The 26,027-nt window shown below is 71.8% G+C and carries 23 protein-coding genes and 1 riboswitch; of the genes, 14 read left to right on the plus strand and 9 right to left on the minus strand.

Going from position 1 to position 26,027, the window contains the following annotated elements:
- The first annotated feature begins 57 nt into the window (after positions 1 to 57).
- On the plus strand, positions 58 to 1,107 hold the full coding sequence (locus OHA17_RS32620; RefSeq protein WP_078966155.1) for a sugar-binding transcriptional regulator: 1,050 nt from the start codon (positions 58 to 60) through the stop codon (positions 1,105 to 1,107).
- 30 nt (positions 1,108 to 1,137) lie between these two features.
- Here the strand turns inward: OHA17_RS32620 and OHA17_RS32625 are convergent, their stop codons facing one another.
- The 3 genes from OHA17_RS32625 to OHA17_RS32635 are packed head-to-tail and all read right to left on the minus strand — an operon-like array spanning position 1,138 to position 5,125.
- Positions 1,138 to 2,226: an amidohydrolase family protein gene (locus OHA17_RS32625; RefSeq protein WP_406509471.1), complete on the minus strand. Its 1,089-nt coding sequence runs from the start codon at positions 2,224 to 2,226 to the stop codon at positions 1,138 to 1,140.
- Complete coding sequence (locus tag OHA17_RS32630) at positions 2,227 to 3,576, minus strand: glutamine synthetase family protein (protein ID WP_406509472.1); 1,350 nt, start codon at positions 3,574 to 3,576, stop codon at positions 2,227 to 2,229.
- 4 nt (positions 3,577 to 3,580) lie between these two features.
- The gene (locus OHA17_RS32635; protein WP_406509473.1) at positions 3,581 to 5,125 is read right to left on the minus strand and encodes an ATP-dependent DNA ligase; all 1,545 of its coding nucleotides are present in this window, start codon (positions 5,123 to 5,125) and stop codon (positions 3,581 to 3,583) included.
- A 71-nt stretch (positions 5,126 to 5,196) separates the two neighbouring features.
- Here OHA17_RS32635 and OHA17_RS32640 point away from each other — a divergent pair, with 71 nt between their 5' ends.
- The 3 genes from OHA17_RS32640 (at position 5,197) to OHA17_RS32650 (ending at position 7,525) form a co-directional block, all read left to right on the plus strand.
- Positions 5,197 to 5,619 (plus strand): ribonuclease domain-containing protein, encoded by a 423-nt coding sequence (locus OHA17_RS32640; protein ID WP_406509474.1) that lies wholly within the window; start codon positions 5,197 to 5,199, stop codon positions 5,617 to 5,619.
- Complete coding sequence (locus OHA17_RS32645; protein WP_406509475.1) at positions 5,616 to 5,954, plus strand: barstar family protein; 339 nt, start codon at positions 5,616 to 5,618, stop codon at positions 5,952 to 5,954. The genes OHA17_RS32640 and OHA17_RS32645 overlap by 4 nt, the downstream gene beginning before the upstream one ends.
- An 89-nt stretch (positions 5,955 to 6,043) precedes the next feature.
- Positions 6,044 to 7,525: a GuaB1 family IMP dehydrogenase-related protein gene (locus OHA17_RS32650; RefSeq protein WP_406509476.1), complete on the plus strand. Its 1,482-nt coding sequence runs from the start codon at positions 6,044 to 6,046 to the stop codon at positions 7,523 to 7,525.
- Here OHA17_RS32650 and OHA17_RS32655 read toward each other — a convergent pair.
- Positions 7,522 to 8,562, minus strand: coding sequence for a GDSL-type esterase/lipase family protein (locus OHA17_RS32655; protein WP_406510871.1), 1,041 nt, complete (start codon positions 8,560 to 8,562; stop codon positions 7,522 to 7,524). The genes OHA17_RS32650 and OHA17_RS32655 overlap by 4 nt on opposite strands.
- A gap of 391 nt (positions 8,563 to 8,953) precedes the next feature.
- On the opposite strand from OHA17_RS32655, the gene OHA17_RS32660 reads away from it, so the two are divergent.
- Positions 8,954 to 10,423 carry an amino acid permease gene (locus tag OHA17_RS32660; RefSeq protein ID WP_406509477.1) on the plus strand — a complete coding sequence of 490 codons (1,470 nt, stop codon included), beginning with the start codon at positions 8,954 to 8,956 and terminating at the stop codon, positions 10,421 to 10,423.
- Positions 10,424 to 10,433: 10 nt separating this feature from the next.
- Positions 10,434 to 10,889, plus strand: coding sequence for an Lrp/AsnC family transcriptional regulator (locus OHA17_RS32665; protein ID WP_053724485.1), 456 nt, complete (start codon positions 10,434 to 10,436; stop codon positions 10,887 to 10,889).
- Positions 10,890 to 10,927: 38 nt separating this feature from the next.
- Here OHA17_RS32665 and OHA17_RS32670 read toward each other — a convergent pair whose 3' ends face one another.
- Entirely contained in the window at positions 10,928 to 11,503 is a 576-nt protein-coding gene (locus tag OHA17_RS32670) for a hypothetical protein (protein ID WP_406509478.1), read from the minus strand.
- Positions 11,504 to 11,810: 307 nt separating this feature from the next.
- Here OHA17_RS32670 and OHA17_RS32675 point away from each other — a divergent pair, with 307 nt between their 5' ends.
- Entirely contained in the window at positions 11,811 to 12,608 is a 798-nt protein-coding gene (locus OHA17_RS32675; RefSeq protein WP_406509479.1) for a carbon-nitrogen hydrolase family protein, read from the plus strand.
- Positions 12,609 to 12,719: 111 nt separating this feature from the next.
- Entirely contained in the window at positions 12,720 to 14,411 is a 1,692-nt protein-coding gene (locus OHA17_RS32680) for a flavin monoamine oxidase family protein (protein ID WP_398881307.1), read from the plus strand.
- A 57-nt stretch (positions 14,412 to 14,468) separates the two neighbouring features.
- Here OHA17_RS32680 and OHA17_RS32685 read toward each other — a convergent pair whose 3' ends face one another.
- From OHA17_RS32685 to OHA17_RS32695, 3 genes are all read right to left on the minus strand, one after another.
- Complete coding sequence (locus OHA17_RS32685; RefSeq protein ID WP_406509480.1) at positions 14,469 to 15,398, minus strand: LLM class F420-dependent oxidoreductase; 930 nt, start codon at positions 15,396 to 15,398, stop codon at positions 14,469 to 14,471.
- A 10-nt stretch (positions 15,399 to 15,408) separates the two neighbouring features.
- The gene (locus tag OHA17_RS32690) at positions 15,409 to 16,149 is read right to left on the minus strand and encodes a DUF5995 family protein (RefSeq protein WP_406509481.1); all 741 of its coding nucleotides are present in this window, start codon (positions 16,147 to 16,149) and stop codon (positions 15,409 to 15,411) included.
- Positions 16,150 to 16,255: 106 nt separating this feature from the next.
- Positions 16,256 to 17,635 carry a uracil-xanthine permease family protein gene (locus tag OHA17_RS32695; protein WP_406509482.1) on the minus strand — a complete coding sequence of 460 codons (1,380 nt, stop codon included), beginning with the start codon at positions 17,633 to 17,635 and terminating at the stop codon, positions 16,256 to 16,258.
- 264 nt (positions 17,636 to 17,899) lie between these two features.
- Between OHA17_RS32695 and OHA17_RS32700 the strand changes: the two genes are divergently transcribed.
- Positions 17,900 to 19,177, plus strand: coding sequence for an alginate lyase family protein (locus OHA17_RS32700; protein ID WP_406509483.1), 1,278 nt, complete (start codon positions 17,900 to 17,902; stop codon positions 19,175 to 19,177).
- Positions 19,178 to 19,201: 24 nt separating this feature from the next.
- Here the strand turns inward: OHA17_RS32700 and OHA17_RS32705 are convergent, their stop codons facing one another.
- Complete coding sequence (locus tag OHA17_RS32705) at positions 19,202 to 20,404, minus strand: MFS transporter (protein WP_406509484.1); 1,203 nt, start codon at positions 20,402 to 20,404, stop codon at positions 19,202 to 19,204.
- A gap of 122 nt (positions 20,405 to 20,526) precedes the next feature.
- Here OHA17_RS32705 and OHA17_RS32710 point away from each other — a divergent pair, with 122 nt between their 5' ends.
- The 5 genes from OHA17_RS32710 (at position 20,527) to OHA17_RS32730 (ending at position 26,015) form a co-directional block, all read left to right on the plus strand.
- Positions 20,527 to 21,666, plus strand: coding sequence for an ROK family transcriptional regulator (locus OHA17_RS32710; protein WP_406509485.1), 1,140 nt, complete (start codon positions 20,527 to 20,529; stop codon positions 21,664 to 21,666).
- Between the two features lie 408 nt (positions 21,667 to 22,074).
- Positions 22,075 to 22,205: riboswitch (FMN riboswitch) on the plus strand.
- A gap of 165 nt (positions 22,206 to 22,370) precedes the next feature.
- On the plus strand, positions 22,371 to 23,459 hold the full coding sequence (gene ribD, locus OHA17_RS32715) for a bifunctional diaminohydroxyphosphoribosylaminopyrimidine deaminase/5-amino-6-(5-phosphoribosylamino)uracil reductase RibD (RefSeq protein WP_406509486.1): 1,089 nt from the start codon (positions 22,371 to 22,373) through the stop codon (positions 23,457 to 23,459).
- 2 nt (positions 23,460 to 23,461) lie between these two features.
- Positions 23,462 to 24,070, plus strand: a complete 609-nt coding sequence (locus OHA17_RS32720) for a riboflavin synthase (RefSeq protein WP_398881321.1) — start codon at positions 23,462 to 23,464, stop codon at positions 24,068 to 24,070.
- Positions 24,071 to 24,075: 5 nt separating this feature from the next.
- Positions 24,076 to 24,720 (plus strand): nicotinamide riboside transporter PnuC, encoded by a 645-nt coding sequence (pnuC, locus tag OHA17_RS32725; RefSeq protein ID WP_406510872.1) that lies wholly within the window; start codon positions 24,076 to 24,078, stop codon positions 24,718 to 24,720.
- On the plus strand, positions 24,717 to 26,015 hold the full coding sequence (locus OHA17_RS32730; RefSeq protein WP_406509487.1) for a bifunctional 3,4-dihydroxy-2-butanone-4-phosphate synthase/GTP cyclohydrolase II: 1,299 nt from the start codon (positions 24,717 to 24,719) through the stop codon (positions 26,013 to 26,015). The genes pnuC and OHA17_RS32730 overlap by 4 nt, the downstream gene beginning before the upstream one ends.
- The last annotated feature ends 12 nt before the right edge of the window (positions 26,016 to 26,027 follow it).

A 26,027-nucleotide genomic window follows, 5' to 3' on the forward strand; every position in this document is an offset into this window, starting at 1 on the left:
TCAAGGACCGTTGGATCTGACAGGATGAACAGCGAGTCCGGTGCGTGAACAGCAGTTGTGAACAGCAGTGAGGAGATCGCGGTGTCTGCAATGTCGGCGGGTCGGTCAGCCCTGCGGATGGGACCCGCGGAGCTGGTGCAGGCGGCGGCCATGGCCCGCCGCTTCTACCTGGAGGGGAAGTCCAAGATCCAGATCGCCGAGGAGTTCGGCGTGAGCCGCTTCAAGGTGGCCCGGGTCCTGGAGACCGCCCTGGAGCGGGATCTCGTACGGATCGAGATCCGCGTCCCCGCCGAACTGGACGCGGAGCGCTCCGACGCCCTGCGCGCCCGGTACGGACTGCGGCACGCGGTGGTCGTCGAGTCCCCGGCCGAGGGCGAGGAGACCTCGCCCGACCCGGAGAACCTCGGAGAGACGGCCGCCGACCTGCTCGGCGAGCTCGTCAGCGAGGGCGACGTCCTGGGCCTGGCCTGGGGCCGCTCCACCATCCACATGGCCGCCGCCCTCGACCGGCTGCCGCCCTGCACGGTCGTCCAGCTGACCGGTGTGTACGACGCGGGCACCGCCGAGCGCGGCTCCGTCGAGGCCGTCCGCCGGGCCGCCCAGGTCTCCGGCGGCGAGGCCCACCCCATCTACGCCCCGATGCTGCTGCCCGACCCGGCCACCGCCGCCGCGCTGCGCAACCAGACCGGGATCGCCCGCGCCTTCGAGTACTTCGACAAGGTCACCGTCGCCGCGGTGTCCATCGGCTCGTGGGAGCCGGGCATCTCCACGGTCCACGACATGCTGACCGACGAGGAGCGGGCGCACTACGCCTCGCTCGGCGTCGCCGCCGAGATGTCCGCGCACCTCTTCGACGCGGAGGGCCGCCGGGTCGGGCGCGACCTGGGGGAGCGCTGCATCACCGTCGAGGCGGACCGGCTGCGCCGCATCCCGGAGGTCGTCGCGATCGCCGGGGGCCAGCGCAAGGCCGCGGCGATCGACGCGGTGCTCCGCTCCGGCCTGGTGACCAGCCTGGTCACGGACACGGCCGCGGCCGATTTCCTGCTCAACGAGACCGGGCCCAAGCCGCGGCCCGCCCTCGACCGCGCGGACCCGGACGGAATCTGACGTACCGGGGGCCCGCGCCCCCGGTACGACTCACGTGCCGTAGACCCGCTCGGCGTTGCCCGCCGACACCAGCGCCGCCACCCGCTCCGCGTCCGCGGCCGACCACGCCCCGGACCCGGTCCAGCCGTTCAGGAGCCGGTCCAGGGCCTCCCGGTAGAGCCGCGCCCCCACGACGTACAGCTCCGCGAGGCCGTAGGCGTCCGTCGAGAACAGCAGCTTGCCGAACGGGGCCAGTTCGAGGAACTCGGCGAGCACCGCCCCTGCCCGCGCCCCGGTGTGCGTGAGCGAGAGGCCCACGTCGGCATACACATGCGGGTACACCTGCGCCAGGTAGGCGGCGTTGCGGTGGTACGGATAGCCGTGCAGCAGGATCAGCCGGCAGCCCGTCGGGCGCACCGCCCGGATGAAATCGGTGAGCAGCAGCGGATCGCAGCGGTGCAGCCTGAGGTCGGGGTCGCCGAACCCGGTGTGCAGCTGGAGCGGCAGCCCCGTCCCCGCCGCCGACCACAGCAGATGGCGCAGCAGTACGGGCGAGGCGATCCGGCCGGCCCCGGCGGCCAGCCAGCCCGCGGTGGCCGCGCGCAGCTCGGCCGGGCCCGGCGGCTCGGGGGCGAGGTCCAGGCCGTACCGGTACCCGGCGACCGATTTGAAGCCCGCCGCGGTGCGGGCCGCGGCGGCTATGGCATCGGCGAGGGCCGCCAGGAACTTGTCCGGATCCCGCACCTCCTCGGCGACGCGCTCCGCGAGGAGTTCCAGGCGTACGATCTCGCGCGCCGCGGCCCCGCTCGCCTCGGCCAGCTCGGCCGGGCTCGTCAGGTCGCCGGTCAGCCCCGTGTCGACCAGGAACGTGCTGATGCCGCTGGCGCTCAGGAACAGCCGATTGGCCTCCTGGGCGCCCAGCTCGCGGCGGCGGGCCAGGTAGCGCTCCGGCGGGCAGTGCGCGTCGAGGCCGAGCAGCGGCGGGCACCAGCGGCGCACCGCGAAGCCGAGCTGGGTGTCGAAGAAGCTGGTGCCGGGCGCGGCCGGGGTGTCGGACTCGGTCAGGAACGCCTCGAAGGCGGCGTCGTCGGGGTCGGAGCGCAGCACGCCGTGACAGTGGTGGTCGACGAGCGGCAGCACTCAGTACCTCCCGCGCGTGGCCTCGGCGATCTCCTGCGGACTGTGGCCGTCGAAGAGCTTCGTCTCGGCCTGGCGCACCGAGACGATCGCCTCGAAGAGCCGGTCGCCGAGCGCCTCGCGCAGCACCGCCGACTCCGTGAAGTGGCTGAGCGCCTCGGGCAGCGAGGCGGGCAGCCGCCGGGAACCTCCGGCGTTGACGGGGTCGCCCGACACCGGCTCGGGCAGGCGCAGGCCCGCGTCGAGCCCGGCGAGCCCGGCGGCGATCACCGCGCCGGTCACGAGGTACGGGTTGGCGGCCGGGTCGAACGACTTGACCTCGGCGTTCGCCGCCTCCTCGGCGCCGGGCGGCCCGGCGACGAACCGCAGTGCCGCCTCCCGGTTCTCAGGGCCCCAGCACTGGAAGGCCCCGGCCCAGCGCGACGGCGCCAGGCGGAGGTAGCTCGCCGGGGTCGGAGCGCCGATGGCGAGCAGCGCGGGCAGCGCGTCGAGGATCCCGGCGAGGAAGGACTCGCTGGTCGACGTCATCCCACAGGGGCCGTCGCCGCCCCGGCACAGATTGCGGCCGTCCTGCCAGAGGCTGAGGTGGACATGGCCGCCGTTGCCGACGCCCTCGGGGTCGACGACCGGCCCGAACCACGGGGTCAGCCCGTGCTGGAGCGACACCGCCCGGATCGTCTCGCGGACAAGGACCACGAGATCCGCGGCCCCCACCGGGTCCGCGGGGGCGACCGAAACCTCGAACTGGCCCGGCGTGTACTCCGGGTGGATCTGGAGCACCTCGACGCCCTGCGCCTCAAGCGCGCCGACCACATCGCCCACGTACGCCGAGCGCTCGACGACCCGCGCCATCCCGTACGCCGGGCCCGCCAGCGGCGGGTCGACGATCCACTCCGTCTCGAAGCCCATCCGCAGCTCGATGCCGCGCTCGGCGGCCCGCTCGGTCATCCGGCGCGCGAACTGCCGCTGGCAGGCGTCGTAGGGCTGCCCCGACTGCTCGAAGCGGTCGATCGGCGCCCACGCCCAGCCGGGCTGGGCGGCGAGCACGGTGAGCCGGTCGAGGTCGGGGATGAGGCGGAGGTCGCCGTCGGGCCCGCCGATGTGCGCACTGCTGGTGACCGAGTCGTCCACCAGGTACACGTCGAAGACCGGCGACATGCCCACCCCGTGGGCCGCGACCTGGGCGAGCCGTGTGGTCGGCACGACCTTGACGCGGGTGAGGCCCGCGACGTCCACCCAGGTCAGCGCCACCGTCCGCACCCCCTCGGCGGTCAGCCTGGCGGCCGCGAGCCCCGCCTCCTGCGCCCGCCGTCGTGCCTGCTCCCGCTGCGCCGTGCTGTGACCCTGCTCCACCGGTTCAATCCCTCCCGCCGCGCAGTGAGATGACTGTCGCGACCGTGTCCGCATCCGAGGCCCTCTTGTCCTCGCGATAGCGCACTACCCGTGCGAACCGAAGTGTCACCCCTTCCGGGTACCGAGATGATCTCTGTACGCCGTCGAAGGCCACCTCGACGACGAGTTCCGGCCGCACCCGCACGCCCCACGGCTCCTCGGCCACCGCCAACTCCCGCAGCCGCTCCGTCTGCCAGGCGAGCAGCGCGTCGGTGAGCCCCTTGAACGTCTTGCCCAGCATCGCGAACGTGCCGTCCTCGCGGCGCGCCCCGAGGTGCAGGTTGGACAGCGTGCCGGTGCGCCGGCCGTGCCCCCACTCGGCCGCGAGGACCACCAGGTCGAGGGTGTGCACGGGCTTGACCTTCAGCCAGGAGGCGCCGCGCCGCCCCGCCGCGTACGTCGAGTCGAGCGCCTTCAGGACCACGCCCTCGTGCCCGCGCTCCAGCGTCGCGGCCGCGAACTCCTCGGCGTCGAGCCGCAGTTGGGGATCGGCCGGATCCGCCACCACGAACCGCCGTACGCGCCGGGGCTCGGGCGCGATGCGGGCGAGCTCGGCGTGCCGCTCGCGCACCGGCAGGTCGAGCAGATCCCGGCCGTCCACCGACAGCAGGTCGAAGAAGACGGGGGAGAGCGGCAGCCGGTCCTGGGCGCCGGCGACATCGAGCCGTGAACCGACGCGTCCCGCGATGTCCTGGAACGAACGGGGCCGCCCGTCGGGACCGAGCGCGATCACCTCGCCGTCAAGAACGGCGCGCTCTGCGCTCAACTCCTCTGCTACGGCCACCACTTCGGGCAAGCGCTCGGTGATCTCGTCAAGGGTGCGGGTGAAGACGCGTACGGCATCGCCGTCCTTGTGCACCTGGGCGCGGATGCCGTCGAGCTTCTCCTCGACCGCGCACGGGCCGAGCCGGTCGAGCGCCTCGGCGACGTCCTTGGCGCTCTGCGCGAGCATCGGCAGGACGGGGCGGCCCACGTCGAGCCGGAAGGCGGCGAGCGCGGCCGGGCCCTCCGCGAGCAGCGCCCGGGCCACGGTGCCGAGCGAGCCGCCCAGCATCACCGCGCGCCGCACATCCGCCACGGGGGCACCGGCCGCCGCCGCGAGCCCCTCGACGGCCGCCGCGTCCAGCGCGCCCTGCCGCACCTCGCCGGTGATCAGCGCGAACAGGAAGTGCTGCTCCTCCTCGGTGGCCGCCGCCATGAGCTCCCCGGCAAGCCGCCTGCGCTCACCCTGGGCTCCCTTTCCGGCCACGGCCGAGATCCGATCAAGCCGCTGGTCGACCTCCCGGACGGTCAAACGGGCCGAGGCGGCGGGCGGCGGCCGGTCCTTGAGCGAACTCCACCCGAGCCCGGTGCGCCGCTGGGGCAACCGCCCCGCGAGATAGGTGACGACCAGCGGCGCCTCGTCCGGCTCGGTGGCCGAGAACAGCCGGGCGAGCAGCGCGGACTTCGCCGAGCGCGAGGAGGTGGCGGCGATCTCGGCCGAGGTTCTGGCCACGTCGGCGAGCAGCATGCCTCCATCGTGACCCGGGGACATCTGGGTACGCATTCGCTCGTACCGCCATCGGATGGGAGCATCAGAGCATGATCAACAGGTTTGCCCGGATCGCCCTCGCCTCGGTGCTCGCGTGCCTCGCCGTGCTGCTCGTCGGCTGCGGCGGCAAGGACGCCGCGAAACCCGCCGGCCCGGGGCCCTCCGCGGCCGCCTCCGCCCCCGCCTGGGGCAAGGGCATGGCCACGGTCCCGGCCGCCCAGCTGCCGCCCGAGGCGCGCCAGACCCTCAAACTCATCGACAAGGGCGGCCCGTTCCCGTACAGCAAGGACGGCGTGGTGTTCGGCAACTTCGAGAAGCTCCTGCCGCAGCAGAAACGCGGCTACTACCACGAGTACACCGTCGACACCCCGAACTCCCGGGACCGCGGCGCGAGGCGCCTCATCACCGGGCAGGGTGGCGAGTTCTACTACACCGACGACCACTACAAGACGTTCAAGGCGGTACTGCGATGACGGCCGACCCGTTCACCGGCCTGCTCGCCGGCGCCCGCGCCGAGGGCTGGTCCCCGGTGCTGCTCGACCTGACCGGCGTCACCGCGAAGCCCGCCCTGATGGACCGCTTCGCCCGGGCCCTGGACCTCCCCGACTGGTTCGGCCGCAACTGGGACGCCCTGGCCGACTCCCTGGGCGACCTCCCCAGGGGCGAGCGGGGCCTGCTCCTGATCGTCACCGGCTGGCAGGCCTACGCCGAGGCACGCCCCGAGGAGTGGGCCGTCGCCCGGGAAATCCTGGACTCGGCGACGGGCCCGGACCTGTGCGCGGTGCTCGCTCTCGGAGGATCGCACTAGGCCCGACGTCCCGGCCCTGGACGATCGGCCCGGGCAGCGCAATCGTACGAACATGGGACAATGAACTACGTGCTTTTCCCCTGGCTGAAATGCCTGGGGCCACCTCGAACGACTGGGATGTTCAGCACGTGCGTTTCCTCAACGACATCAAGCCGCCGTACGACCTGACGTACGACGATGTGTTCATGGTGCCGAGCCGCTCCGCGGTGGGCTCCCGCCAGGGCGTCGACCTGGCCTCCCCCGACGGCACGGGCACCACCATCCCGCTCGTCGTCGCCAACATGACCGCGATCTCCGGCCGCCGCATGGCCGAGACCGTGGCCCGCCGCGGCGGCATCGTGGTGATCCCCCAGGACATTCCGATCGAGGTCGTCACCGACGTCATCTCGTGGGTCAAGACGCGTCACCACGTGCTCGACACCCCGATCGTCCTGGCCCCGACCCAGACCGTCGCCGACGCGCTGGCCCTGCTGCCGAAGCGGGCCCACAACGCGGGCGTCGTCGTCGACGCCGACCAGAAGCCGGTCGGTGTCGTCACCGACGCCGACCTGACGGGCGTCGACCGCTTCACCCAGCTGTCCGAGGTCATGTCCAAGGACCTGCTGCTCCTCGACGCGGACATCGACCCGCGCGAGGCCTTCAACAAGCTCGACGGCGCCAACCGCCGCTACGCCCCCGCCGTGGACAAGGACGGCCGCCTCGCCGGCATCCTGACCCGCAAGGGCGCCCTGCGCGCGACCCTCTACACCCCGGCCACCGACGCCGACGGCAAGCTGCGCATCGCCGCCGCCGTCGGCATCAACGGCGACGTGGCCGGCAAGGCCAAGCAGCTCCTGGACGCCGGCGCGGACACCATCGTGGTGGACACCGCGCACGGCCACCAGGAGTCGATGATCGCCGCGATCAAGGCCGTGCGCGGCCTGGACCCGCAGGTCCCGATCGTCGCGGGCAACATCGTCGCCGCCGAGGGCGTGCGCGACCTCATCGAGGCCGGCGCCGACATCATCAAGGTGGGCGTCGGGCCCGGCGCGATGTGCACGACCCGCATGATGACCGGCGTCGGCCGGCCGCAGTTCTCCGCCGTCCTGGAGTGCGCCGCCGAGGCCAAGAAGTTCGGCAAGCACGTCTGGGCCGACGGTGGAGTGCGTCACCCGCGCGACGTCGCCATGGCGCTCGCCGCCGGTGCCTCCAACGTCATGATCGGCTCCTGGTTCGCGGGCACCTACGAGTCCCCGGGCGACCTGCACACCTCCGCCGAAGGCCACCTCTACAAGGAGTCCTTCGGCATGGCCTCCGCCCGCGCGGTCAAGAACCGCACGAGCGACGAGTCCGCCTACGACCGGGCCCGCAAGGCCCTGTTCGAGGAGGGCATCTCCACCTCGCGCATGTTCCTCGACCCGGCCCGCCCGGGCGTCGAGGACCTGATCGACTCGATCATCGCGGGCGTCCGCTCCTCCTGCACCTACGCCGGTGCGTCCTCGCTCGCCGAGTTCGAGGCGAAGGCCGTCGTCGGCATCCAGTCCGCCGCCGGCTACGCCGAGGGCAAGCCGCTGCACGCCAGCTGGAGCTAGCCGCTCGACCGTCGTACGTCCCGGAGCCCCCGCGATTCCTTTCGCGGGGGCTCCGGCACGTACGGGGCCAGTGCCCTCGCCACCGCCGAGCCGAGGAGCGCATGTCCCTCGTCGTTCGGGTGCAGGCCGTCCGCGAGGTGATTCGGGGCCAACAGGCCCTGTCCAGGCAGTAGTTGAAGGGTGCGGTCGCCTGCCGCGATGAGGTGCCGCGTCGCGTCCTCCATGGCCGCGCGCAGCCCGGCCAGCGTCGCGCCCAGCGCGTTCGGGGTCCGCTCGGCCTCCGGGCGCAGCAGGGGAGAGAGCACGAGCAGCGGGGTCTTCGGGTGGCCGCGGCGTACGAGGCGTATGAAGGCCAGGGTCGTCTCGTGCATCAGGGTGGCCGAAAACGGTATGCGCGACCAGCAGTTGGTGCCGAACGCGAGCGTGATCACGTCGGCCGGGAGCCGTGCCAATTGCTCGGCGGTGGGGAGTTCGCCGCGCGCCGCGCCCGCGTAGCCGAGGTTCACCGTGTCCAGGCCGAGCGCGCGGCCCGCGACGGCCGGCCAGGCGTGTGCGGGCCGGGTCGACCACCAGCCCTCCGTGATCGAGTCCCCGTGCACGAGCCAGCGCGGGCCACGCGGCGCGGGCGTGATCGTGCCGCCGATCGCACGCACGCCGAGCACCACCGGGGAGCAGCTCTCGGGCGGATGGACCGTGAACATCCCGTTGTGGTGCGGGAGTTGGAGCGCGACCACCCCCTCCTCGACCGGTTCTGCGGCCGTCTCGTGGACCAGGTGGTCGCCCTCCCACAGCGCGAAGGTGTGGGCGAGCCCGGCCAGCTCGTCGTCCGGTTCCGACACCCGGGCGCGGTAGCGGATCTCCACCGCCGAGGCGCCCCGCGCCGTGAACTCGACCCGCATCCCGATGGGCAGCGCGGCCCGCTCGCCGGTGTCCCACGGCAGCCGCATCGTGTCGTCGGGGTCCGCGCGCACCGGCCGCCCTTCAGTGTCCAGCCAGGCCAGCCCACGCAGAAAAGGGCCCGGATCCAGCCAGCTCATGGCCCTCTCGTGCGACACGTCCAGCTCCATGGGGCGCGACCCTGCAACAGGCCTGACGAAGTGTCAAGGCAACCCGTGACCAGGACCACTGGACAGGGCCGTGAACAGGCCGCTGAGCAGGGCTTGCGCACGGATCGAACGTTGATGTGCAACAAACACCCATCCGTCGCTCTTGCGCGCAATGATCAACCGCCGATGCGCAAGGTTGCTGCATTACGACCGGGAAGCGGAACCCCATAAGGTTCTCGCCGTACGTGGAGTGGCGGGGATCGCCTGCTCGGCGGAACCGGCCACGGGAAGGCTCCATGCTGCCCGAAACATCCCTCTGTGCGGGAAGGCCGGGCCGTCGCGGTCACCCGCCGCCGATTGGCAGCGATAAGGAGCCACCTCAGTGTTGGATCACGGCGCAGCGCCACCCTCGACCGATGCCCCCGCCGCCGGGGGCCCGCGCCCCGGTCGCGGTCTGATGCGGCGCAAGCCGGTAGAAGCGCTGGTCGCGGAGGGCGGCCAGGGTGAGGGCGGCTCGCTGAAGCGGTCGCTCGGCATGTGGCAGCTGACCATGATCAGCATCGGTGCGACGCTCGGCACCGGCATTTTCGTGGTGCTCGGAGAGGCCGTCCCCAAGGCCGGACCCGCCGTCACGATCTCCTTCGTGCTCGCCGGCCTCACGGCACTCTTCTCCGCGCTTTCCTACGCGGAGCTCGCGGGCTCCATCCCGGTCGCGGGCTCTTCGTATTCGTACGCTTACGCAACGCTCGGCGAACTCGTCGCCTGGATCTGCGGCTGGTGCCTGATCCTGGAGTACGGCGTCTCGGTGGCGGCGGTCGCCGTCGGCTGGGGCCAGTACCTCAATGAATTCCTGGACGGCACGATCGGCGTCACCATCCCCGACGCGCTGTCCGCACCGCCCGGCGACGGCGGGATATTCAACCTGCCGGCCCTGATCGTCGTGATCCTCGCGATGGGCCTGCTGCTCGGCGGCGCCCGCGAGTCCGCCCGCATCAACACGATCATGGTCGGCGTGAAGATCGCCGCCCTGGTGCTGTTCTGCGTCATCGGCTTCATGGGCTTCAAGTCGGGCAACTACTCCAACTTCATGCCGATGGGCACGGCCGGAGTGAGCGGGGCCGCCTCGTCGCTGTTCTTCTCCTACATCGGCTTCGACGCGGCCTCCACGGCCGGTGAAGAGGCCAAGAACCCCAAGCGCGACCTGCCCCGCGCGATCATGCTCTCGCTCGTCATCGTCACCGCGCTGTACGTGCTTGTCGCCTTCGTTGCCGTCGGCGCCCGCCCCTGGAAGCAGTTCGAGGGCTCGGAGGCGGCGCTCGCCGGGATCATGAAGGACGTCACCGGACACTCCTTCTGGGCCACGCTGCTCGCGGCCTGCGCCGTGATCGCGATCGCGAGCGTCGTCCTGACCGTGCTCTACGGCCAGACCCGCATCCTCTTCGCGATGTCCCGCGACGGCCTCGTCCCCAAGGTGTTCGCCAAGGTCAGCCCGCGCAGCGGAACGCCCGTCGCCAACACCATCGCCGTATCGCTGTTCTGCGGTGTGCTCGCCGCCGCGGTGCCGCTCGGTAACCTCGCGGACGCCACCAGCATCGGCACGCTCTTCGCCTTCGCGCTGGTCAACGTGGCCGTCGTCATCCTGCGCGTGACCCGCCCCGACATGCCGCGCACCTTCCGGGTGCCGCTCGGCTGGGTCGTCCCGATCCTCGGCTTCGCCACCTGCGGCTACCTCATGTGGAACCTCTCCGGGGTCACCTGGGAGTACTTCGGATACTGGATGGCCGCCGGTCTCGTGATCTACTTCGCTTACGGCTACCGCCGTTCCAGGCTGGCCACCGCCTCACAGAAGTGATCCACCCGCAGTGCGACTGAATGACCTCGATGAACGCATCGTCCACGCGCTCGCCGAAGATGCCCGGCGCTCCTACGCCGACATCGGCTCCCTGATCGGCCTGTCCGCGCCCGCCGTGAAGCGGCGCGTGGACCGGCTGCGGGCCGAGGGCGCCATCACCGGGTTCACCGTCCGCGTGGACCCGGCGGCCCTCGGCTGGGAGACCGAGGGGTTCATCGAGATCTACTGCCGTCGCAACACCTCGCCCGACGCGATCAAGCGCGGGCTTGAGCGGTACCCCGAGGTCGCGTCCGCCTCCACCGTCACCGGTGAGGCGGACGCGATCGTCCAGGTCTTCGCCTCCGACATGCGGCACTTCGAACGGGTCCTTGAGCGGATCGCGGGCGAGCCGTACGTGGAGCGGACCAAGTCGGTGCTGGTGCTCTCGCCACTGCTCCGGCGCTATACGTCCGGCTCGCCCGCGTAGCCCTTCGGGCGGGGGCCGGCGCGGTGCGCCAGAACCGCCTAGCCCTTGGGCTGCTCGTATATCGGCTGCCACGGCAGCACCTTGAAGTCGCCGGTCCCTTCCTTGACCTTCTCGAAGGGCGCCGAGCTCATGCACTTCGGCAGCTGCTGGGTCTCGGAGTCCTTGCCTATCCAGCTGTAGCCGAGCCGGTCGTGCGTGCCCACGTCGTTCACCGTGACGCCGACCCGCTTGCCCTTGAACGGGGTGTCCGAGTCGGTCACGACGCCGGTGACCACCGCGACCTTCCCGCCCGTCACCAGGCAGTCCACCTTCGCCTTCGCCCAGCCGGACGTCCCGTCCGGGAAGACGTGCTTGAAGGAGAACGTGCCGTACGCCGCCTCCGGGTCCATGGTGTCCTTGGCCGCCAGATGGGCGTCGAAGCTGAACGTGATGTCGTCCCCGGCCGGCCGGTACAGCTTCGCGTTGCCGGTCAGTGCCGCGGCCTCCCTGGGCGCGTGGCCGTCGGCTCCGTTCCCGGCGGCCGTCGCCCCTCCGGTGACCACGGCGGCGATGAGCAGGGCCACGCCGAGGGCGAGGACACGGGTGCGGGTGGGGGCGAACGCGATGCGGGGCATGGCAGGACCTTCCGTACGGTCGTGAGATGAGGTGGCCCGGCCGTTCCGGGCATGACCAGCCTTCCGCGCCCGGCGGCCCGGCACATCACACCGTGGGGTGGACCGCTTCCCCCGCGCGGGGGAAGCGCACCCGGGACCTGAGGCGTAAGGGCGGCGTCAACGCGGCGCAACGAATCGCCGTCAATCGCTGATCACGCGCAATGAATCATGCGGCTGCGCGCAACGGTGGCGCCTTGTCCGGGCCGAACGGCGGAACGTACCGTCTAGTGACCCCACCCTGCACTTCCGCCCCTGCCGAGGACTGCCCATGCCGCCGTTGCGCACCGCCCTGCTCCAGAGCTCCGGCCGTCTCTCCGACGTCGCCGCGAATCTGAAGGTGCTGGACGAGGCGGCCGGAAGGGCGGCGGAGACCAGCGCCGGGCTGATCGTCTGCCCCGAGCTGTTCCTCACCGGGTACGCCATCGGCGACGACGTGGCGGAGCTCGCCGAGGCCGCCGACGGCCCCTCCGCGCAGGCCATCGCCGCCATCGCGGTCCGCCACGGCCTGGCCGTCGTCTACGGCTACCCCGAGCGCGACGGCGACACCGTCTACAACGCGGCCCAGCTCATCGGCCCCGACGGCAGCCGCCTCGCGAACTACCGCAAGACCCACCTCTTCGGCTGCTTCGAGCAGGAGGCGTTCACGCCGGGCGACGAGCCGGTCGTCCAGGCCGAGCTGAACGGCCTCCGCGTCGGCATGATGATCTGCTACGACGTGGAGTTCCCGGAGAACGTACGGGCGCACGCCCTGGCCGGCACCGACCTGCTCCTGGTGCCCACCGCGCAGATGCACCCCTTCCAGTTCGTCGCCGAGTCCGTCGTGCCGGTCCGCGCCTTCGAGAACCAGCTGTACGTCGCGTACGTCAACCGGACCGGCCCGGAGGGCGAGTTCGAGTTCGTCGGGCTCAGCTGCCTGGCGGGCCCCGACGGCGCCGCGCGGGCCCGCGCCGGACGGGGCACCGAACTGGTCGTCGGCGACGTCGACCCCGAGTTCCTGGCCGCCTCGCGCGCGAACAACCCGTACCTGCGCGACCGCCGCCCCGGCCTCTACGCCTCCCTCGTCTGAGCCCCGAGCCCTGAGCCACATGTCCTGAGCCCCGAGCTCCGATCCCCCGAGCCCTGGGTCCCGAGGCCCCGAGCCCCTCAACTTCCGTACTGTGCAAGGAGTCCGTACCCCATGACGTCCACGGTGCCCACCGCCGTCCAGCACATCGACGAGCAGCCGCCCGTCACGATGTTCGGGCCGGACTTCCCCTACGCGTACGACGACTTCCTCGCGCACCCGGCCGGGCTCGGCCAGATACCCGCGACCGAGCACGGCGCGGAGGTCGCGGTCATCGGCGGCGGCCTCTCCGGCATCGTCGCCGCGTACGAGCTGATGAAGATGGGCCTCAAGCCCGTCGTGTACGAGGCCGACCAGATCGGCGGCCGGCTGCGCACCGTCGGCTTCCCGGGCTGCGACCCCGAGCTCACCGCCGAGATGGGCGCCATGCGGTTCCCCCCGTGCTCCACCGCGCTCCAGCACTACATCGACCTGGTGGGCCTGGAGACCAAGCCGTTCCCGAACCCGCTCGCGCCGGACACCCCCTCGACGGTCGTCGACCTCAAGGGCGAGTCCCACTACGCGACGTCCGTCGACGAGCTGCCGCCCGTGTACCGCGAGGTCATGGACGCGTGGAACGCCTGCCTCGAAGAGGGCGCCGACTTCACCGACATGAACCAGGCGATCCGCGAGCGCGACATCCCGCGCATCCGCGAGATCTGGGCGAAGCTCGTCGACAAGCTCGACAACCAGACCTTCTACGGCTTCCTCTGCGAGTCGGAGGCCTTCAAGTCCTTCCGGCACCGCGAGATCTTCGGCCAGGTCGGCTTCGGCACCGGCGGCTGGGACACCGACTTCCCGAACTCCATCCTGGAGATCCTGCGCGTCGTCTACACCGAGGCCGACGACCACCACCGCGGCATCGTCGGCGGCTCCCAGCAGCTGCCGCTGCGCCTGTGGGAGCGCGAGCCGGAGAAGCTCGTGCACTGGGCGCCCGGCACCTCGCTCTCCTCGCTGCACGAGGGGACGCCCAAGCCGGCGGTGACCCGCCTGCACCGCACCGCGGGCAACCGCATCACGGTGACGGACGCGGACGGCGACATCCGCACCTACCGGGCGGCGATCTTCACCGCCCAGTCCTGGATGCTGCTCTCCAAGATCGCCTGTGACGACTCGCTCTTCCCGATCGACCACTGGACGGCGATGGAGCGCACCCACTACATGGAGTCCTCCAAGCTGTTCGTGCCGGTCGACCGGCCGTTCTGGCTCGACAAGGACGAAGAGACGGGCCGGGACGTCATGTCGATGACGCTCACCGACCGCATGACGCGCGGCACCTACCTCCTGGACGACGGGCCGGACAAGCCCGCCGTCATCTGCCTCTCCTACACCTGGTGCGACGACAGCCTGAAGTGGTTGCCGCTGTCGGCGAGCGAGCGCATGGAGGTCATGCTCAAGTCGCTCGGCGAGATCTACCCGAAGGTCGACATCCGGGGCCACATCATCGGCAACCCGGTGACGGTCTCCTGGGAGAACGAGCCGTACTTCATGGGCGCGTTCAAGGCCAACCTGCCCGGGCACTACCGCTACCAGCGCCGGCTCTTCACCCACTTCATGCAGGACTCGCTGCCCGAGGACAAGCGGGGCATCTTCCTCGCGGGCGACGACATCTCCTGGACGGCCGGGTGGGCCGAGGGCGCGGTGCAGACCGCGCTCAACGCGGTGTGGGGCGTGATGCACCACTTCGGCGGCACGACCGACTCGACCAACCCGGGGCCGGGTGACCTGTACGACTCGATCGCCCCGGTCGAGCTTCCCGAGGACTGAGCACGCCCTTGGGCTGAGGGGGTTGGGCCGCAACCCCCTCAGCAACCCCCTCAGTGGTTACAACCCCGCCGCCCGAGCCAGCTCGTACACCTCCGCCGCCACGTCCTTCAGCTCCTCCGCATCCCGCGCCGAGCCCTGCAGGTCCAGGAGGAACTCGCCCACGCCCTCGATGGCGTGTGCGGCCAGGTCCTCCACTATCTGCGGCGCGCTGCCCGTGAACGGGGGCCTGTCCGCGCCTTCGTACGGCTTCGCCGTGTGGCGGGTGTTGACGCGGACGCACACCTCGATGGGGCGGGTCCTGCCGCGCTCCTCGGCCAGGTCCTTCAGCCTCGTCCACTCCTCGGTGAGCTGGGCGACGCCCTGGGTCGCGGGCAGCCAGCCGTCCGCGCGGTCCACCAGGCGGCGCGCCGACCTCGGGCTCATCGCAGGGAGGTAGACCGGGATCGGGCGGGCCGGCTTGGGGCCGACGACGGAGGGGGCGATCGTCGTCAGCCCGCCCTGGTAGGAGACCGGATCGGGGCCCCACACCGCCGCGCACACGTCGAGCAGCTCGTCGAGGACCTTGCCGCGCTGCTCGAAGGGCGCCACGCCCGCCGCCGCGTACTCGTCGTGCGACCAGCCTGTGCCGAGCCCGGCGACGACCCGGCCGCCGCTCGCCGCGTCCAACGAGGCCAGCGAGCGCGCCAGTTGGAAGGGTATGTGCAGCGGAGCGACCAGGACGCTGGTGCCGAGCCGGGCCCGCTCGGTCGCGGCGGCCGCCAGCGTGAGGGTGATCAGCGGGTCGGCGACCGAGCGGTAGATGTCGGGCCAGGGCAGGCCCTCGACCCCGTACAGACCCTGGGTGGCGGGCTCGGGGAACAGCACCCGCTCGAAGACCCACAGGCTCTCGAAACCGATCTCCTCGGCCGCGCGCGCCACCGCGGGCACATCGTGGCCGAGGTCGTACTGCCTCATCTGCGGAAGGCCGAGTCCGAGCCGGATTGCCATGGAGCGCTCCTCAGTCGGGAACCGAAAGCGGTGTCAGCAGACATCGGGTCACCAGACCCACGCCCGCATCCAACCGATCAGTGAACTCCTGGGCCAGGCCCGGAAGTTCCCGCAACTGCCACAGGACTTTCGCCGCGGACCAGGAGGCGTCCCGCGCCCGGTCCAGGCTCCAGGACGCAAGGAGGTGGGTCATCGGATCGGCCACCTCGAAGAGGTCGGGCCCCGGCATGAGTTCCTCGCGGATCCGCTCCTCCAGGAGCGCCAGCGTGTCGCCGACCCGGTCGAAGTCCCGCTCCAGGAGGGCGGGTTCACAGCCGAGGCTCCGGCAGCTGTCCACCACGGCGAGCGTCAGATCGTGCCCGATGTGCGCGTTGATCCCGGCCAGCGCGAACTGCAGCGGCCGCACGCCCGGATGGCGCCGGTACTGGAACAGCGGACGCCAGCAGCCCGGTGGACGCCGGCCCGCCGAAGCCGCCTCCACGGCCGCGAGATAGCGCTCGGCGAAGAGCACGTCGAGGGTGGCCGCGGCCCGCGGGTCGGCGAAGCCGTCGTGCGCGATGAGCCGGGAGATCTCCTCGGTCACCGTCAGGTAGACGCGGTTGAAGACCGCGATGCCGTCCCGGGCCGGCAGATCGGCCCGCAGCGCGCGCATCCGCCGGACCACGGGGTCCAGCGGCGCGGCGAACCGGTGGGTGTGCGCGAGGTGTCCGGTCCGCGGCGATCCCGTTGGCGTCCATCCGGTCTGCGTCATGGGGGCAGCGTCCCAGCCCGCCGCCGCCCCGAGCACCGCCGTAAGGGGGCTTGACCGGAACGGATGAACCGCGGCCCGGGAGCCCGCTGCCGCTACGGCGCGGGAGCTACGCCTGGTCGTTCTCGTACGACGACGTGCCCGAATCCAGCAGCGGCTCCTGCTGCTTGAGGTGGGCCGGGGCGAGCGCGCGCAGCACGTGGTAGCCGGTGATGACCACGATCGTGCCGAGTGCGATGCCGCTGAGCTGGAAGTTGTCGGTGAACTTCAGGCTGACATCGCCGATGCCGATGATGATGCCCGCGGCGGCCGGCACCAGGTTCAGCGGGTTGCGCAGATCGACCTTCGCGTTGATCCAGATCTGCGCGCCGAGCAGGCCGATCATGCCGTACAGGATGACGGTGATGCCGCCGAGCACGCCGCCCGGGATCGCCGCGACGACCGCGCCGAACTTGGGGCACACGCCGAAGAGCAGCGCGAATCCGGCGGCGGCCCAGTAGGCGGCGGTCGAGTAGACGCGGGTCGCGGCCATGACGCCGATGTTCTCGGAGTACGTGGTGTTGGGCGGGCCGCCCACCGCGGTCGACAGCATGGAGGCGGCGCCGTCGGCGGCGATCGCGGTGCCCAGCTTGTCGTCGAGGTCGACGCCGGTCATCTCGCCGACGGCCTTGACGTGGCCCGCGTTCTCGGCGATCAGAGCGATGACTACGGGCAGGGCGACGAGGATCGCCGACCATTCGAAGCTCGGCGCGTGGAAGGCCGGCAGCCCGATCCAGTCGGCCTTGCCCACGCCCGAGAGGTCCAGGCGCCAGTGGTCCACGGCCTCCGCGCCGCCGTGCACCGAGTGGATCTTCCCGAAGACGCGGTCGAGCAGCCAGGAGATGCCGTACCCGAAGATCAGGCCGAGGAAGATCGCGATCCGGGACCAGAAACCGCGCAGGCAGACCACGGCCAGACCGGTGAACAGCATCACCATGAGCGCCGTCCACTGGTCCTGGGGCCAGTACGTGGACGCGGTGACCGGCGCCAGGTTGAAGCCGATCAGCATGACGACGGCGCCCGTGACGATGGGCGGCATCGCGGCGTGGATGATCCGCGCGCCGAACCGCTGCACCGCGAGGCCCGCGAAGAACAGCACCACGCCCACGACGAAGACCGCGCCGGTGACGGTGGCGCTGGTGCCTCCGGTGGCCCGGATCGCCGCGGCGACACCGACGAAGGAGAGCGAGCAGCCGAGGTAGCTGGGCACCCGGCCCTTGGTGGCGAGCAGGAAGATGACCGTCGCGATGCCGGACATCATGATCGCGAGATTGGGGTCGAGGCCCATCAGTACGGGCGCGACGAACGAGGCGCCGAACATGGCGACCACGTGCTGCGCGCCGAGGCCGATCGTGCGCGGCCAGGAGAGCCGTTCGTCGGGGCGTACGACGGCTCCTGGAGCGGGGGTCCGCCCGTCGCCGTGCAGGGTCCAGCGCACGCCGAGGCGCATGGGTCGCTCCAGTTCGTCTGTTGGGGTCGGTGATGCGAAAAGTCTCGAAAAGATCAGGCCAAATATTAATGCCGGATCACGGGCGCCACTCACCAGAGCGGCCGGGCCGAAGGTCCCATCCGTGAATCCGCGCCCGGGGCATTGTCAGCCGGAACGGCGGGCCCTACGCTCACACGGTCTCGTTCATGAATCACATTCACGTACATGACTGGGTGACTGCACCTCGCAGGCCCGAATCGACATCCGACTCGATGGGAGTGCCCGATGAGCGGAAGACCCCGCCGTGGGCTCGTCGCCTTGCTGTCCCTCGCGGTGGCGGTCGCCTCCGCACTGATACCCGCCACCTCGTACGCCGCTCCGGCCGCCGCCAAGGCGCCCCACACCGTGGTCCTGGACGGCAAGCGCCTCCAGGACGCCAAGCGGCGGCTCGGCCAAGGGGACGCCCAACTGCGTGATGCCGTAAGGAAGTTGACGTCAACCGCCGACGGCTGGCTCACCCAGGGCCCCTGGACGGTCGTCGACAAGCCGAAGCCGGCCCCGGGCGGCGATCCGCACGACTACCTCAGCCAGGCCCCCTACTGGTGGCCCTCCCAGCCGAAGACCGCCGACAACCCGTGGGGCTGCCCCTACGTCCAGAAGGACGGCCAGCGCAATCCCGAGGTCGACTCCGGCACCGACCGGCCCGACCTCGGCAAGGTCTTCAACTCGGTCACCAGCCTCAGCCTGGCCTGGTACTACACCGGCGAGAAGCAGTACGCCGAGCACGCCTCGGACATCCTGCGCACCTGGTTCCTCGCCCCGGCGACGCGGATGAATCCGAATCTGAACCACGGGCAGTTCATCCCCTGCAAGTACGACGGCCGGGCCATCGGCATCATCGACTTCTCGCAGCAGTACTCCAGCGTCCTGGACGCGGTCGCGATCCTGGAGACCGGGGCGCCCGGCTGGACGGCGAGCGATCACGCCTCAATGCTCGACTGGAACAAGAAGTTCCTGAACTGGGAGGTGAATTCGGCGTTCGGCAAGGAGGAGTCGGCGGCCCAGAACAACCACGGCACCTTCCAGGACCTCCAGATCGCCGCCCTCGCCTTCGCCACCGGAAACAAGGACCTGGCCCGACGGACCGTCCTCGGCGCCGAGAAGCGGCGGATCGACCCTCAGATCGCGGCCGACGGCAGCCAGCCGCAGGAGCTGGCCAGGACCCGGAGCTGGCACTACTCGACCTTCGACCTCGTCGCCTACACCCGGCTCGCCGCGCTCGGCAAGCAGGTCGGCGTCGACCTGTGGGCGTATCAAGGACCCCAGGGGCAGGGCCTGTTCAAGGCCGTGCGCTATCTGTTGCCCGCGGCCACCGGAGCCGCCGCCTGGCCGCATCCGGAGCTGGAGTTCTACCGGTACGCGGCGAGCGACGTCGTCCATGCCGCGGCCGACGCCGGGGACGAGGACGCGCGGGCGGCCGTGCCGCAGCTCCAGGCGCCGCCCGGCGGCGACCTGTGGGCCCTGCGTCCCGCCGCCGAACAGCTCGACTCCATCGCCGGCTGACCCGGGCGGCTGCGCGGCGCCGGTTCAGACCTGACGGACCGGCGCCGCGTCCACCACCTCACGGGGCCGGGCGCCCGCCCGCAGGACCCGCGCCCCCGCCACCAGGCCGAGCCCGAGCACGGTCACCAGGCCGAACGACACCACCAGCGAGGTCAGATCGGCGATCCCGCCGATCGCGGACGGGGCCACCAGGCCCGAGGTGTACGTGATGGTCGCGACCCCCGCGATGGCCTGGCTCGGGTTGGGGCCGCTGCGCCCCGCCGCCGCGAACGCGAGCGGCACGACGACCGCCACGCCCAGGCCCATCAGGCCGAACCCGGCCATCGCCACCGCCGGGCCCGGTGCCACCACCACGAGCAGACCGCCCAGCGTGGCCAGGACGCCTCCGCCGCGCACCGTACGCACGGCGCCGAAGCGGTCCACGCCCTTGTCGCCCGCGAGCCGGGCCGCCGCCATGGTCAGCGTGAACGCGGTGGTGCAGGCGGCGGCCGTGCCCGCCGAAGCGTCCAGTACGTCACGCAGATAGACCGCCGACCAGTCGAGGCTCGCGCCCTCGGCGAACACCGCGCAGAACCCCACCATGCCGATGACGAGCGCCGATTTGGGCGGCAGTGCGAACCGCGGCGGGGGCGCCTCGTCGGGGGCGCTGCGCAGATCGAGCACGCCCTGGCAGGCGGCCAGGCCGAGCAGGGTCAGCACGGCGGCGGCCACCGTGTGGTGCAGCCGCGCGTCGGCCCCGAGGTGCGCGGCGAGCGTCCCGGCCGCCGAGCCGATCAGCGCGCCCACGCTCCACATGCCGTGCAGCGAGGACATGATCGAGCGGCCGAGCCGGTTCTCGGTCTCCACGCCGAGCGCGTTCATCGCCACGTCCGCCATGCCCGCGCTCGCTCCGTATGCGAAGAGGGCCGCGCACAGCGTGTAGACGTTCGGTGCGAGCGCGGGCAGCGCGAGGGCCAGCGTCCACAGCGCGAGCAGCCCGCGCAGCGCATTCCGCGCTCCGAACCGGTGGGTGACGGCGCCGGACAGCGGCATCAGCAGGGACGAGCCGATCGCCGGGAAGGCGAGGGCGAGGCCGAGCTGTCCGGCGGACACCCCGGCGTGCTCCTGGATCCAGGGGACCCGGGTGGCGAAGTTGCCGGTCACCGCGCCGTGCACACAGAACACCGCGGCGATCGCGAGCCGCGCCCGCCTCAACTGCCGTGAATTCAGAGCCAGTTCGGCTGCCATCGAGCGGATTCCCTTCCCTCGTGGGCGGCCTCCCCGCCGCCGCGGCGTAAACTATCAGGAACCCTGCCTGATAAATAGAAGCGGTCGCGACCCGCCTTCGGTGATCTGGAAGGATTCCCGGCATGCCCGCATCCCCGAGCACCGCCCGGGCCATCAACGACCGGCTCGCCCTGCGCCTCCTGCAGGACGAGGGCCCGTTGACGGCAGGCCAGCTCAAGAACCTCACCGGACTCTCCCGGCCCACCGTCGCCGACCTCGTCGAGCGCCTCCAGGGCTCCGGCCTGGTCCACGTGGTGGGGGAGTCGGGCGCCGAGCGGCGCGGCCCCAACGCGCGCCTGTACGCGATCGTCGCCGACCGGGCCCATCTGGCGGCCCTGGACGTCCGCACCCGCAGCGTGTCCCTCGTCGTCGCCGATCTGCTGGGGGCGACGCTGGCCGAGGCGACCCTGCCGATCGAACCGGAAGCCGGGACGGGGCCCGCCGTCGAGCAGGTCGTGGCGCTTCTTGAACGCACCGCCAAGGAGGCGGGCGCCGAGCGGCTGCACAGCGTCGGGATCGGCGCGCCCGGCCTCGTCGACCCGGCGAGCGGCGAACTGCGCGACACCAGCGGGCTGCCCGCCTGGCACCGCGAACTCGTGCGCGTCCTGGCTCGGCGGCTGCCCGCCGCCGTGCTGGTCGAGAACGAGACCAACCTGGCCGCCGTGGCCGAGCAGCGGCTCGGCGCGGCCCGCGGCCAGGACACCTTCGTGCTGCTGTGGCTCGGGCAGGGCATCGGCGCGGCCGTCGTCCTGGACGGGAAGCTGCGCAGGGGCGCCTCGGGCGGCGCGGGCGAGATCGGGTTCATGCCGGTGCCCGGCACCGGCGGCCTGCCGTCCGCGACCGGTTGCGACGGCGGCTTCCACGCGCTGGTGCACGCGGGCGCGGTGTCCCGCCTCGCCGCCGCGCACGGCAGGGCCGGCAGTGCGGAAGAGGCCGTACGGGATGCCGACGGGCCCTTCCTCGACGCGCTGGCCGAACGGCTCGCGATCGGAGCGGCGGGCGTGGTCGCGGTCCTCGACCCCGGCCTGATCGTGCTCGGCGGCGAACTGGGCCACGCGGGCGGCCGGTTGCTCGCGGGTCGCGTACAGCGCGCCCTGGCCGCCCTGACTCCCCTCGCCACCGAGGTGAGGCCGAGCGAACTGGGCGACGGCGCGGTTCTGAGCGGCGCCCTGCTGACCGCGCGGGACGCGGCCCAGGACGACCTCTTCGCACCGAAAGCGTGACGGCGTCTCAGGTTTCGGAGCCCGACGGCGGCCAAGGGCCGGGAGACCGCCGCCGGGCGTATGGGGCGGGGAGTGGACCGGCGGCCGTCGAGGTGCTGCCGGACTCCCCAGTCACCGGTAGTACCCGGTTCCTCGCCCGCCGTCCACCACTTGGGCTCGCTGAGCTCGTTGAGCGGGAACCGTCCCGGTGCGCACACCGGCGGGCCTCTCCTCGGAGGTGACGCAGAGATTAAGAGGACTAGACCAGTTCGGTCAATGGGTATGGACCAAAAGGAAGGCCCGGCCCCTGGGGTGCCAGGGGATCCCCGCTGGAGTGCCGCTCGAATCCGGCCATCCTGTGAGCCAGCCCACACCCATCGACTCGCATGGCCTCCGATCGGGCGTGGCACACTGGCCCTGTACCAGCAGCAGCGCACTCCGGGGTCGGTGTAATTCCGAACCGGCGGTAATAGTCCGCGACCCGTCCGCATCCAGCGGCCGGTTGACCAGGTGAAATTCCTGGACCGACGGTGAAAGTCCGGATGGGAGGCAGTGCGCGGCGGGCGGACCGTTCCACGGTCGCGCCGGCCGTCTGTTACCGGTCGCCGTCCAAGGCACCGGTCTCTTTCGGCCGTGGCGTGAGCTGTGCGCGATGGTCTGTTTTCCCGCTCTCTGTCGTCATCGACAGGCCCCGGAGTCCGTGCCCGAAGAGGCAGGAGGACCCGGTGGCCACCGCAGCCGACGCAGACGCCATGCGCCGAGCCATTGAGCTCGCCGCGCGCGGACTCGGCTCCACCAGCCCCAACCCGGTCGTCGGGTGCGTCATCACCGACGCCCGCGGCACGGTCGTCGGCGAGGGCTTCCACCAGCGGGCCGGCGGCCCGCACGCCGAGGTCCACGCCCTCGAAGCCGCGGGCGAGCGCGCCCGTGGCGGCACCGCGTACGTCAGCCTCGAACCCTGCAACCACACCGGCCGCACCGGCCCCTGCGCCCAGGCGCTCATCGCGGCCGGCGTCACCCGCGTCTTCTATGCGGTCGGCGATCCAAACCCCCGGGCCACCGGCGGCGCCGACACCCTGCGCGCGGCCGGCGTCCGGGCCGAGCAGGGCCTCCTCGCGGCCGAGGCCGAGGCCGTCAACACCGCCTGGCTCACCTCCGTACGGCTCGGCCGCCCGCACGTCACCTGGAAGTACGCGGCGACCCTCGACGGCCGGACCGCCGCCGAGGACGGCACCAGCCGCTGGATCACCTCCGCCGAGGCCCGCGCCGACGTCCACCGGCTGCGCGCCGAGTGCGACGCCGTGGTCGTGGGCTCCGGCACCGCCCGCACCGACGACCCGCACCTCGCGGTCCGCGGCATCGATGGCTCAACTCAGCCCCTGCGTGTGGCAGTCGACACCAACGCCACCGCCGTCAAGCCCGGCGCCCGCATCCTCGACGACGCCGCGCCCACCCTGATCGCGGTCGCCGAGGACGCCGACGCGGCCCATCTGCCCCAAGCGGTGGTGCTGCGTATGCCGCGCGCCGCCAACGGTCTTGACATCCCGGCACTGCTCGCCGCCCTCCACGCGCGCGGCGTGCGCTCCGTACTCCTCGAAGGCGGCCCGACGCTGGCCGGGGCCTTCGTCGCCGCGGGCGCGGTTGACAAGGTCGTCGGCTACCTCGCACCCGTCCTGCTCGGCGCCGGGCCCACCGCGCTCGCCGGCGCGGGAATCTCCACCATCACCGAGGCGTTGCGGCTCGACATCACCGAGACCGTGCGCATCGGCCCCGATCTGCGCATCACCGCCACCCCTCTCGCCAAGGAGCGCTGAACGTGTTCACCGGAATCGTCGAAGAGCTGGGCGAAGTCACCGCCATCGAGAACCTCGGTGACGCCTCCCGCTTCCGCCTGCGCGGCCCCGTCGTCACCGAGGGCGCCGCACACGGCGACTCGATCGCCGTCAACGGCGTGTGTCTGACCGTCGTGGAGTTCGGCGACGGCGAGTTCACCGCCGACGTGATGGACGAGACGCTGAAGCGCTCCAGCCTCGGCGCCCTGGACGTCGGCTCCCGGGTCAACCTGGAGCGGCCCATGGCCGTCGGCGGCCGCCTCGGCGGGCACATCGTCCAGGGCCACGTCGACGGCACCGGCACGGTGCTCTCCCGCACCCCCTCGGAGAACTGGGAGATCGTCAAGATCGCCCTTCCCGGTGACCTCTCCAAGTACGTCGTGGAGAAGGGCTCCATCACCGTGGACGGCGTCAGCCTCACGGTCGTCGAGGCCGCCGCCGACTACTTCACCATCAGTCTCATCCCGACCACCCTCGCGCTGACCACGCTCGGCATCAAGCAGCCCGGCGACCCGGTCAACCTGGAGGTCGACGTCATCGCCAAGTACGTCGAGCGGCTGCTCGACGCGAGCCACGGGGGGAACGAGAAGTGAGCGCGGTGAACTGGCTGAACGGCGAGGCCTTCACGGTCCTCGGGCAGCACATCAAGTGGTCGGACATGATCGGCAACACGATCGGTCTGATAGCCCTCGCGCTCGGCTGGCGCCGGTCCATATGGACCTGGCCCGCCCAGTTCGTGTCGGGCCTCATCCTGTTCGTGGCCTTCGCCGCCGGGCACCTCTCCGGCAGCGCGGGCAAGCAGGTCGTCGTGATGGTCGTGGCCGCGGGCGGCTGGCTCGCCTGGAGCCGGGGCCGGCAGCAGGCGCAGGACGGCTCCATCGCCGTACGGTTCGCCACCTGGCGCGAGCGGGCCTTCCTGCTCGGCGGCGCCGCCCTCGGCACGGTCGCCGTCGCGGCCCTGTTCACCGCCTACCCGGCCCTCTCGTGGGACCCGTGGCCCGACGCCTACGTCTTCGTCGGCACCATCGTCGCGATGTTCGCCCAGGCCCGCGGCATGGTCGAGTTCTGGTTCGCCTGGCTGCTCGTCGACGTCGTCGGCGTCCCGCTCAACTTCGCCAACGGATACGCCTTCTCCGGCTTCGTCTACGTCATATACGGCGCGCTCGTCCTGTGGGGCATGCGCGACTGGTGGCTGCGCTCGCGCACGAGCGTCAAGCCCGTCCTGGAAGGAGCGACGGCATGACCACGCACGCACCCACCTGGTACTCCACCGACAACCGCGAGGACCTCTCCCTCGACCCCGTCGAGCAGGCCATCCGCGACATCGCGGCCGGCCGGCCCGTGGTCGTCGTCGACGACGAGGACCGCGAGAACGAGGGCGACCTCGTCGTCGCCGCCGAGAAGGCCACGCCCGAGATCGTCGCGTTCATGATGAGCGAGTGCCGCGGCCTGATCTGCGCGCCCATGGAGGGCGAGGACCTCGACCGGCTCGACCTGCCGCAGATGGTCGACCACAACACCGAGTCGATGAAGACCGCCTTCACCGTCTCCGTCGACGCGAGCGCCGAGCACGGCGTGAGCACCGGCATCTCCGCCGCCGACCGCGCCACCACGCTGCGCCTGCTCGCCGACGGCCGCTCCGCCTCCGGCGACTTCGTCCGCCCCGGCCACATCTTCCCGCTGCGCGCCAAGCCCGGCGGCGTGCTCGTGCGCAACGGCCACACCGAGGCCGCGGTCGACCTCGCCCGGCTCGCCGGGCTCGCCCCGGCCGGCGCCATCGTCGAGATCGCGGGCGAGGACGGCGTCATGCTGCGCCTCCCTGAGCTCGTCCCGTTCGCCCGCAAGCACGGCCTGACGATCATCTCCATCGAGGACCTGATCGCCTACCGGCGCTCCGCCGAGCCGACCGTGCGCCGCGAGGCCGAGGTCCAACTCCCCACCGCCGCAGGCGAGTTCACCGCGTACGGCTACCGCTCCACCGTCGACGGCGTCGAGCACGTCGCCCTGGTCCACGGCGACATCGGCGACGGCGAGGACGTCCTGGTCCGGGTCCACTCCGAGTGCCTGACCGGCGACATCTTCTCCTCGCTGCGCTGCGACTGCGGCCCCCAGCTCCAGGCCTCCATGGAACGCATCACCGAGGCCGGCCGCGGCGTCGTGGTCTACCTGCGCGGCCACGAGGGCCGCGGCATCGGCCTCCTTTCCAAGCTGCGCGCGTACGAACTCCAGGAGCGCGGCCGCGACACGCTCGACGCCAACCTGGAGCTCGGCCTGCCCGCCGACGCCCGCGACTACGCGGCCGGCGCCCAGATCCTCGTCGATCTCGGCGTGCGCAGCCTGCGGCTGATGACCAACAACCCCGACAAGATCACCGCGCTGGTACGGCACGGCCTGACGGTGTCGGGGCGCGAGCCCATGCCCGTCCAGGCGGGCGAGCACAACCTGAGCTACCTGCGCACCAAGCGGGACCGCATGGGGCACGACCTTCCGTGGCTGGACGCGGCATCGACGCCGATGTCCGCCTGCGGCAACCAGTAAGCACACCGGAAA

The sequence above is a fragment of the Streptomyces sp. NBC_00212 genome, from assembly GCF_045206365.1.
Classification (GTDB): domain Bacteria; phylum Actinomycetota; class Actinomycetes; order Streptomycetales; family Streptomycetaceae; genus Streptomyces.

What these genes read in the sequence shown, in the direction of transcription:
- OHA17_RS32695 (WP_406509482.1), bottom strand. Translation starts at nt 17,635, where the DNA reads ATGCGCCTCGGCGTGCGCTGGACCCTGCACGGCGACGGGCGGACCCCC.
- OHA17_RS32685 (WP_406509480.1), bottom strand. Translation starts at nt 15,398, where the DNA reads ATGGCAATCCGGCTCGGACTCGGCCTTCCGCAGATGAGGCAGTACGAC.
- OHA17_RS32690 (WP_406509481.1), bottom strand. Translation starts at nt 16,149, where the DNA reads ATGACGCAGACCGGATGGACGCCAACGGGATCGCCGCGGACCGGACAC.
- OHA17_RS32655 (WP_406510871.1), bottom strand. Translation starts at nt 8,562, where the DNA reads ATGAGCTGGCTGGATCCGGGCCCTTTTCTGCGTGGGCTGGCCTGGCTG.
- OHA17_RS32650 (WP_406509476.1), top strand. Translation starts at nt 6,044, where the DNA reads ATGCCTGGGGCCACCTCGAACGACTGGGATGTTCAGCACGTGCGTTTC.
- OHA17_RS32670 (WP_406509478.1), bottom strand. Translation starts at nt 11,503, where the DNA reads ATGCCCCGCATCGCGTTCGCCCCCACCCGCACCCGTGTCCTCGCCCTC.
- OHA17_RS32635 (WP_406509473.1), bottom strand. Translation starts at nt 5,125, where the DNA reads ATGCTGCTCGCCGACGTGGCCAGAACCTCGGCCGAGATCGCCGCCACC.
- OHA17_RS32730 (WP_406509487.1), top strand. Translation starts at nt 24,717, where the DNA reads ATGACCACGCACGCACCCACCTGGTACTCCACCGACAACCGCGAGGAC.
- OHA17_RS32700 (WP_406509483.1), top strand. Translation starts at nt 17,900, where the DNA reads ATGAGCGGAAGACCCCGCCGTGGGCTCGTCGCCTTGCTGTCCCTCGCG.
- OHA17_RS32710 (WP_406509485.1), top strand. Translation starts at nt 20,527, where the DNA reads ATGCCCGCATCCCCGAGCACCGCCCGGGCCATCAACGACCGGCTCGCC.
- OHA17_RS32640 (WP_406509474.1), top strand. Translation starts at nt 5,197, where the DNA reads ATGATCAACAGGTTTGCCCGGATCGCCCTCGCCTCGGTGCTCGCGTGC.
- OHA17_RS32645 (WP_406509475.1), top strand. Translation starts at nt 5,616, where the DNA reads ATGACGGCCGACCCGTTCACCGGCCTGCTCGCCGGCGCCCGCGCCGAG.
- OHA17_RS32675 (WP_406509479.1), top strand. Translation starts at nt 11,811, where the DNA reads ATGCCGCCGTTGCGCACCGCCCTGCTCCAGAGCTCCGGCCGTCTCTCC.
- OHA17_RS32705 (WP_406509484.1), bottom strand. Translation starts at nt 20,404, where the DNA reads ATGGCAGCCGAACTGGCTCTGAATTCACGGCAGTTGAGGCGGGCGCGG.
- OHA17_RS32680 (WP_398881307.1), top strand. Translation starts at nt 12,720, where the DNA reads ATGACGTCCACGGTGCCCACCGCCGTCCAGCACATCGACGAGCAGCCG.